The organism is Allosphingosinicella sp., from assembly GCF_036387215.1.
In the GTDB taxonomy this organism is placed as follows: domain Bacteria; phylum Pseudomonadota; class Alphaproteobacteria; order Sphingomonadales; family Sphingomonadaceae; genus Allosphingosinicella.
This window is the reverse complement of the sequence record NZ_DASVUE010000268.1, coordinates 1-6,305: the sequence shown is the minus strand read 5'-3', so window position 1 is coordinate 6,305 and position 6,305 is coordinate 1. Positions and strand designations below refer to the sequence as shown.

General features: G+C 60.5%; 9 protein-coding genes. 6 read left to right on the top strand and 3 right to left on the bottom strand.

All coding sequences use genetic code 11. The features are described from left to right. A partial coding sequence (locus tag VF662_RS10885; RefSeq protein ID WP_464140987.1) for a hypothetical protein occupies positions 1 to 328 on the top strand: 328 nt, incomplete at its 5' end. Between the two features lie 9 nt (positions 329 to 337). Then, the gene (cmk, locus tag VF662_RS10880; RefSeq protein WP_464140985.1) at positions 338 to 961 is read left to right on the top strand and encodes a (d)CMP kinase; all 624 of its coding nucleotides are present in this window, start codon (positions 338 to 340) and stop codon (positions 959 to 961) included. On the opposite strand, the gene VF662_RS10875 is transcribed toward cmk, so the two are convergent. Further along, the gene (locus tag VF662_RS10875; protein WP_464140982.1) at positions 958 to 1,374 is read right to left on the bottom strand and encodes a hypothetical protein; all 417 of its coding nucleotides are present in this window, start codon (positions 1,372 to 1,374) and stop codon (positions 958 to 960) included. The two genes, cmk and VF662_RS10875, sit on opposite strands and share 4 nt — an antisense overlap. 554 nt (positions 1,375 to 1,928) lie before the next feature. Here VF662_RS10875 and VF662_RS10870 point away from each other — a divergent pair. The 3 genes from VF662_RS10870 to VF662_RS10860 are packed head-to-tail and all read left to right on the top strand — an operon-like array spanning position 1,929 to position 3,820. Continuing rightward, positions 1,929 to 2,762 carry a dual OB domain-containing protein gene (locus VF662_RS10870; RefSeq protein WP_464140979.1) on the top strand — a complete coding sequence of 278 codons (834 nt, stop codon included), beginning with the start codon at positions 1,929 to 1,931 and terminating at the stop codon, positions 2,760 to 2,762. A 9-nt stretch (positions 2,763 to 2,771) separates the two neighbouring features. After that, the gene (locus VF662_RS10865) at positions 2,772 to 3,389 is read left to right on the top strand and encodes a DUF488 domain-containing protein (RefSeq protein WP_464140977.1); all 618 of its coding nucleotides are present in this window, start codon (positions 2,772 to 2,774) and stop codon (positions 3,387 to 3,389) included. Further along, a complete protein-coding gene (locus tag VF662_RS10860; RefSeq protein ID WP_464140975.1) occupies positions 3,386 to 3,820 on the top strand; it encodes a DUF488 domain-containing protein in 435 nt (144 codons plus the stop codon). The genes VF662_RS10865 and VF662_RS10860 overlap by 4 nt, the downstream gene beginning before the upstream one ends. A gap of 28 nt (positions 3,821 to 3,848) precedes the next feature. On the opposite strand, the gene VF662_RS10855 is transcribed toward VF662_RS10860, so the two are convergent. Both VF662_RS10855 and VF662_RS10850 read right to left on the bottom strand, forming a co-directional pair. Further along, positions 3,849 to 4,934, bottom strand: coding sequence for a helix-turn-helix domain-containing protein (locus VF662_RS10855; protein WP_464140972.1), 1,086 nt, complete (start codon positions 4,932 to 4,934; stop codon positions 3,849 to 3,851). Then, positions 4,934 to 5,536 (bottom strand): hypothetical protein, encoded by a 603-nt coding sequence (locus tag VF662_RS10850; protein ID WP_464140970.1) that lies wholly within the window; start codon positions 5,534 to 5,536, stop codon positions 4,934 to 4,936. Before VF662_RS10850 ends, VF662_RS10855 begins: the two co-directional genes overlap by 1 nt. Positions 5,537 to 5,992: 456 nt before the next feature. On the opposite strand from VF662_RS10850, the gene VF662_RS10845 reads away from it, so the two are divergent. Further along, positions 5,993 to 6,305, top strand: a 313-nt coding sequence (locus VF662_RS10845) for a S1 RNA-binding domain-containing protein (protein WP_464140968.1), incomplete at its 3' end; no start/stop codon positions are given.

Genomic DNA, 6,305 nt, shown 5'->3' with positions numbered 1-6,305 from the left:
CGACGTCGCCCGGTGCAAGGATCCGGCCGCCATACAGGCAGTGAATGCATTCGACGCCCTCGTCCTTCCCGAGATCCGCTATGCTCTGGCCGGCATGTCGCCCGCCGAGACGAAGGCCGCAGTCGATTTCGCACTCGAGCGCGAAGCCGCGCTGCCGGGCGACACGCGTCCCTGGTGGGTCTGCTACTCGGGCATGGAAAGCTATGCCGCCGCGACCGACGGGAAGCCGGTCCCTCTGCCGCTGAAGCCGAAAAGCCAGTGGCCGGCGCTCCGGTCCGAGGCAAGGGAGGGGCTGAAAGCGCTTCTCACCGCCGCTCCGGCGCAGTAACCGCACCGGATGATCATCGCCGTCGACGGACCCGCGGCGAGCGGCAAGGGCACGATCGCCCGCGCGCTCGCCCGCCATTTCGAGCTCCCCCATCTCGACACCGGCCTCCTCTACCGCGCCGTGGGCCTCAACCTGCTGCGCTGGGGCGGCGACCCGGAGAGCGAATTCTCAGCCCTCCGCGCCTGCGATTTCTCGCAGACCGACTTCGCCGATCCTGAACTCAAGAGCGAGGCCGCGGGCGGCATCGCGTCGCGCATCTCCGTCTACCCCTCGGTGCGCGCCGCCCTGCTCGAGCGCCAGCGCCAGTTCGCCGCCCAGCCCGGCGGCGCGGTCCTCGACGGCCGCGACATCGGCACCGTCATCGCTCCCGAAGCCGACGCCAAGCTGTTCGTCACCGCCAGCCCGGAGGTCCGCGCCCAGCGCCGCTTCGACGAGCTCCAGCGCCTCGGCCTCGAGGTCCACCTCGCCGACGTCCTCCTCGACATCCAGGCCCGCGACGAGCGCGACAGCAGCCGCTCCTCCGCCCCCCTGCGCGCCGCCGAGGACGCGATCCTGATCGACACCAGCGCGCTCACCGCCGAAGCCGCGATCGCCGAAGCCCTCGCCGGCGTCGAGCGCCGCCTCGCCCGCTAGAGCAGCCGCACCCGCGGCTCCGGCGCCCGAGCCCTCGGCCTCCGCCCCTGCTTGCGCGGCCGCCCGCCGGCAAGCGGCCCGGCAAGGTCCTGCCCGTAGGCGCGCAGCAGGCTCAGCCCCACCTGCGGGTCGATGTCCTGAAGCTCGGGCGCGTCCCAATCGCCTTCGATCTCGGTCGGCCTGGCCTCGGCCTTGGTCTCGAACATCTTCGCCCGCACCCGCGCCGTCCCCTGCTCCAGCGCCCGCTCGAAATCGGCGAGGAACAGCGGGTCCTTCATCCGGTGCTTCCAGATCGTCTGGTAAGCGATCCCCACCCGCCGCGCCGACCAGGCGACGTTCGCGGTCGCAGCGAACCATTCGAGGAACTCCTGCCGAAGCTTCCCCCTGAACAGCTTCCGCCGAGGCGCGCGCACGATCTGCGCCTTCCGGTTCTTCCCCGCCGTGATCCGAACGGCCCCGCCCGCCCCGCCGTCATCGCGAGCCGCCTCGCGGCGCGGCGATCCAGCCCTGCCTCCCCGCTCCGCTCGTCCCGAGCCTGTCGGACTCGAAGAGGACCGCAGGTCAACGCTGCCTTTCCCCCGCTTCGCTCGTCCTGAGCTTATCGGACTCGAAGAGGACCGCAGGTCAACGCTTCCTTTCTGCCTGCCCTTCTCCCCGCCTCCACTCGCTTCCCTACCCATATCACCCTCTCCCACTCGTCCCCGCTGCGAAGCGCAAAAAAAGGGCCGCGAGGCACTACGCCCCACGACCCACCAAAAAACATGTCCTGAGCCCGTCGAAGGAGCCGCCCGGCAATGCCGCGCGGCCTGTTCTCCTCTGTGTCTGTCCTGAGAGCTACCGGAGGCTCGATCCAGCCCCGGCCGAACCCCACCTACACTTCTCCAGCGTTCCCGTTATGTACCATAACAGCGTCACGCTGTCAAGCAAATTATCCGACTAGGTGAGCTGTTTCCGCCGGCGGCAGCAGATGACTTCCCTCAAACCTCCTCTGTATCCATCTGAAGATGTATCCTTTTCGGAGACAACGACTTTCCTGTCGGTGAAAAAATCGCCAAAGTGGGCGCTGAAAGGGATGACGATGACTTTGCAAGAACTGGCTCAGCAGTATGGGATTAAAAATGAGCGACAGGTGTTGATCACGGAGGTGACGCGAATGTCCGGTGGACTCGTTTGCGTCGCTGGTATCGATCTTCATAGCCGCACCATGACCAGGCCCCTTCAGACTGACGGCTCCAACTGGGAAGAGAACGATTGGGTCGAAACTGGATTTATGGAGGTTGGGAATGTTGTCTCGCTCAAGCCAGCCAATGCGGGGAACCCGGCGTATCCGCATGCCACGGAAGATCATCGAGTCTCTCACGTAACACTACTCGGCCAAGCTGCGGCGAAGGTTTTGCACGCGGCATGCGCTGAGACTGCCGACGCGGACGTGGATAGCATCTTCGGCGGACATCTGCAGGAAGGCAAATACGTGGTAGCCGACACCCAATGCCGCTCCCTTGGCTGTGTGCTGATCGAAGCCGGCAGGCTCAGAGCAGCGGAATTTTACGGCAAGCCACAGGTTTCATTTCAAGATAATTGGGGCATCTGGCACAATTTCACCGTGACTGAACTATTCGCAAAAAAAGCCGGGGATGCGCACGCCGGCGCAGCCTCCTTGAAGCAACGGATTGGAAGCGTGAATCCGTTACAGCCGATTGCGCTCAGGCTGGGCCTCGCCAGAGCATGGGACGGAGGGGATCAGGCGTTCGATCCAAAGCGCTGCTACCTGCAGTTGAACGGATTGGTGTTGCCGTCGTAAGGGGCACCGATGAGTGGACTGTGCACGATTGGCTATTCGGGCCAGAATAAGGATAGCTTCACGGCCTTACTCAAGGCGCACGCTGTGGATGTGGTTTGTGACGTTCGGTCAACGCCGTACTCATCTTACAAGCCGGATTTTTCACGCGGTCCCTTCCGGAAATTCCTCAATGAAGCGCGGATCAAGTACGTCTTCATGGGTGATCAGCTCGGTGCCCGGCCGAAAGATCGAAGCTGTTATGTGGGCGGCCAGGCAAGGTATGACCGGATTGCGCAGGCATCTTTTTTTCGAGAGGGCTTAGATAGAATTCGTTCTGGAGTACGCCAATTGAACTTGGCTCTGGTGTGCTCCGAAACTGACCCTCTCGAATGTCACCGGGCGGTGTTAATATGCCGGAATCTGCCCGAGCTGTGGGGCTGCATATCGCACATCCACAGCGACGGCCGCTTAGAGACACAGGAAGAGTTTGACGATCGCCTAGTAAATTTTCACCGTTTGGCACCGCCTCCTCTCCTTAGACAGCCCTCCGATTGGCAAACTTTCGTCCTACATGCCTATGAGAAGCAAGCGGACGCGATTGCTTATCGTGAAAGAGACTGGGAGAAAGACGAGGAGCGCGTCGGATGAAACTGTTCACGATCGGATTCACCAAGAGTAAAGCCGCGAACTTTTTTCAGCGCCTTGAAGTCTCTGGAGTGCGGCACGTTGCCGACACACGCTTGAATAGAGTCTCCCAGTTATCGGGTTTCGCCAAGCAAGACGACCTGAAGTTTTTCTTGGAGAAGCTGGCCGGCATCGGCTATTCCGTCCAGGACGTTCTCGCCCCTACAGCGGACATTCTTGAAGCTTATCGAAAGAAGGAGATCGGCTGGAAGGAATACGCCGATCGCTACATGACCTTGCTTTCTGTTCGTAGGGCTGAGAAAAGAGTTGATCTCAATAGTCTCGACCACGGGTGCTTATTGTGCAGCGAGGCAACTCCCGACCACTGTCATCGAAGATTAGCAGCAGAATACTTGGCGGATACAGTGAACGGATTGAAGATCATTCACCTATAGGTATCTATGTCTTGGTTCGCCGCCATCCCTATTTAACTGCATACAGACCAGGCTTGGTTCTGCCCAGAGAATTGCCATAGATGTTGAGTAGGTCCTGCGTCGATGTATGCAGCAGGCTTTGCAGGCTTGGAAGATCGTACTCCAGATCCTCTGAGTGGAGTCTTAGTAGCCTCGGAAAGACAGTTGGCTGCTCGTAGGGAAAATCGGTCTCGTGTGGCTCACGCGAACGCCACCCAAGTGCGGAAAGCTTTTTCCAGATATACTCACTTTGATGTCTTGAGATTAGCCCAAGATGACCAGATCGGTAGAGAATAAAAGCCATCGATACGCGCCAGTACGCCTTCATCCGAGCGAGCAGTTCTAGCGTAACGCGTTGACCGATAAGTGCACGGTGGAGCGCCCGCTCTGGCAGAAGCAACTCACCCGCAAAGGCGTTTGCCTCATCCTCGATGTCGTCCGTGGGAACGCGGTGCATGATCGCGTGGCCCAGTTCGTGAGCCAACGAAAACCGCATCCGGTCAGGTGGCACGTTTCGATTGAGGAAGATGCAGGGGGGAAGGTCCCGCACACTCATCGAAACGCCATCGATCCCCTTTTCGAGATCGCACCAGATTATCAGGATGCCTGCTCGCTCACAGTGGTCCGTGAGATTGGTGACTGGTCCGTCGGGAATGCCCCACGCTCTTCGAATCCCCCGAGCGATCTCTTGCGGCCCGCCCCCCTCATCGACGTCGATGCGCAGCAATGGTAGCTCCGGATGCAAATCGGCAGCTCGAAGATAGCGTCGTAAGTGAATGAGCCGAATATTCAGCTCAGCATGAATCTGCTTCAATGCCCTCTCACTGACGGCGCTTTTTTTACGGTTCATTGGATGAACGCTGAGTGGCAAACCAGAAAGGCCATCATGGAGGTAAAAAAAGCTGGGCGGAAAATTCAGCGCCTCCGCGATGCGCCGCACACTCTCGGCGGAAGGCCCCTCCGGGACAAGTCCGTTTTCGATGCGAGAATAATGCCCTTGGTTAAGCCCGGCGGCCGTCGCCACCGCTGATTGGCTGGATCCCCTATATTGCCTCGCGAGAAGCAGTAGGGCCGGATTGAAATCCGCTGGCAGCATTATTCTTCTTCTTTTTCACGCTTTTCGATTTCCGGCTTCGTCGGTCGCAACACAGTATCGGCTGCCGGCGCCGGCCGCGGAGCGGTCGGTAGCTCAAGGATGGTCGCTCCGCCAGAGCGCAGTTCATGCTCCCAGAGCACGTTCCGCTTCTCGTCCCGGGCCACGAGACCGATCCATAACAGATTGGTCTGCAGCGGGTTGAACACGTGCACGAGTTCCACGCGCTGGTGCCCCTGATGTCCGAAAAGATCTCGTTCATGGCGATGAAAAAGTCCCGCCAGCGGCGTCGGGTAGTTCTTCGTCACCAACTGATTATCCGCCTTCTTGAGTCGCATCAGCACCTTATCTTGGATGATGAACGATACGGTGTCATGATGCGGAACTGCCCGGATATCCCGGTCCTCTTGGAGAGCGGCGATCACGCCCTGCACCGAATATTCCCACATTAACGCCCGCGCGGTGGATTTGCGCCGAAACCATGCCAACGAGTCGTATTTGCTTTTGACCGTGGCCCAAGCCTCTTCAATGGCAAGGCGGCAGCGAATGTCACGGTCGCCCCTCTCGATCAAGGCGACTATGGTCTCGCGATCCGGAACAGGCATGGTACCTCCGCTTTGAGTGCGCACTGAACTCTGCACCTGATTTCCGGAAATTTATACTAAAATATGCGCGCCGTTATGCTTTTCGCTTGGAAGCGCGGCCGATTTGTCACAGCCGGGAGAGCTAGTTTGCGGGAGTCGTTTCTCCACCGAACGGAGAGACAGCGCCCTCCCCCGGCCGCAAGTACCACTTGCGGACGTAGTGTCGCTTCCCCTATACGCCCACCCGTCCAGCGGGTGCGGGTATGCGCTTGCGGAGGCTCAGGATAAGGTAGCGCGTGGGGGTTGAGGCCGGGAGGTCCGCTTCCGACGCGCTCTTTTTGCTTATCCGCCTCCGCTTGCTCTCGCCGCTCCCAAGGGCGCCGCATCGGCATGAGGCCGTTGCGGCAAATAACTCTGGCCCGGCCCGCGCTTCATTCGACCGCGGTGCGGACCGGTAAGTGAAAGACGATCAACTCTATGGCCACCATGGCAATGCCGACCCGCGACGATTTCGCGGCAATGCTCAATGAATCGCTCGGCGGCGAGAACGAAAGCTTCGAAGGCCGCGTCGTAAAAGGCACCGTCACCGGGATCGAGAACGACATGGCCGTCATCGACGTCGGCCTCAAATCCGAAGGCCGAGTGGCGCTCCGCGAATTCGCTGCGCCCGGCCAGAAGGCCGATCTCAAGATCGGCGACGAAGTCGAAGTCTATGTCGACCGCGTCGAGAACCACCAGGGCGAAGCGATGCTCAGCCGCGACCGCGCCCGCCGCGAAGCCGCCTGGGACA

Bases quoted from the DNA above. Each gene is read 5' to 3' on its own strand.
- cmk (WP_464140985.1), top strand. From the start codon at position 338: ATGATCATCGCCGTCGACGGACCCGCGGCGAGCGGCAAGGGCACGATC.
- VF662_RS10870 (WP_464140979.1), top strand. From the start codon at position 1,929: ATGACTTCCCTCAAACCTCCTCTGTATCCATCTGAAGATGTATCCTTT.
- VF662_RS10865 (WP_464140977.1), top strand. From the start codon at position 2,772: ATGAGTGGACTGTGCACGATTGGCTATTCGGGCCAGAATAAGGATAGC.
- VF662_RS10860 (WP_464140975.1), top strand. From the start codon at position 3,386: ATGAAACTGTTCACGATCGGATTCACCAAGAGTAAAGCCGCGAACTTT.
- VF662_RS10855 (WP_464140972.1), bottom strand. From the start codon at position 4,934: ATGCTGCCAGCGGATTTCAATCCGGCCCTACTGCTTCTCGCGAGGCAA.
- VF662_RS10850 (WP_464140970.1), bottom strand. From the start codon at position 5,536: ATGCCTGTTCCGGATCGCGAGACCATAGTCGCCTTGATCGAGAGGGGC.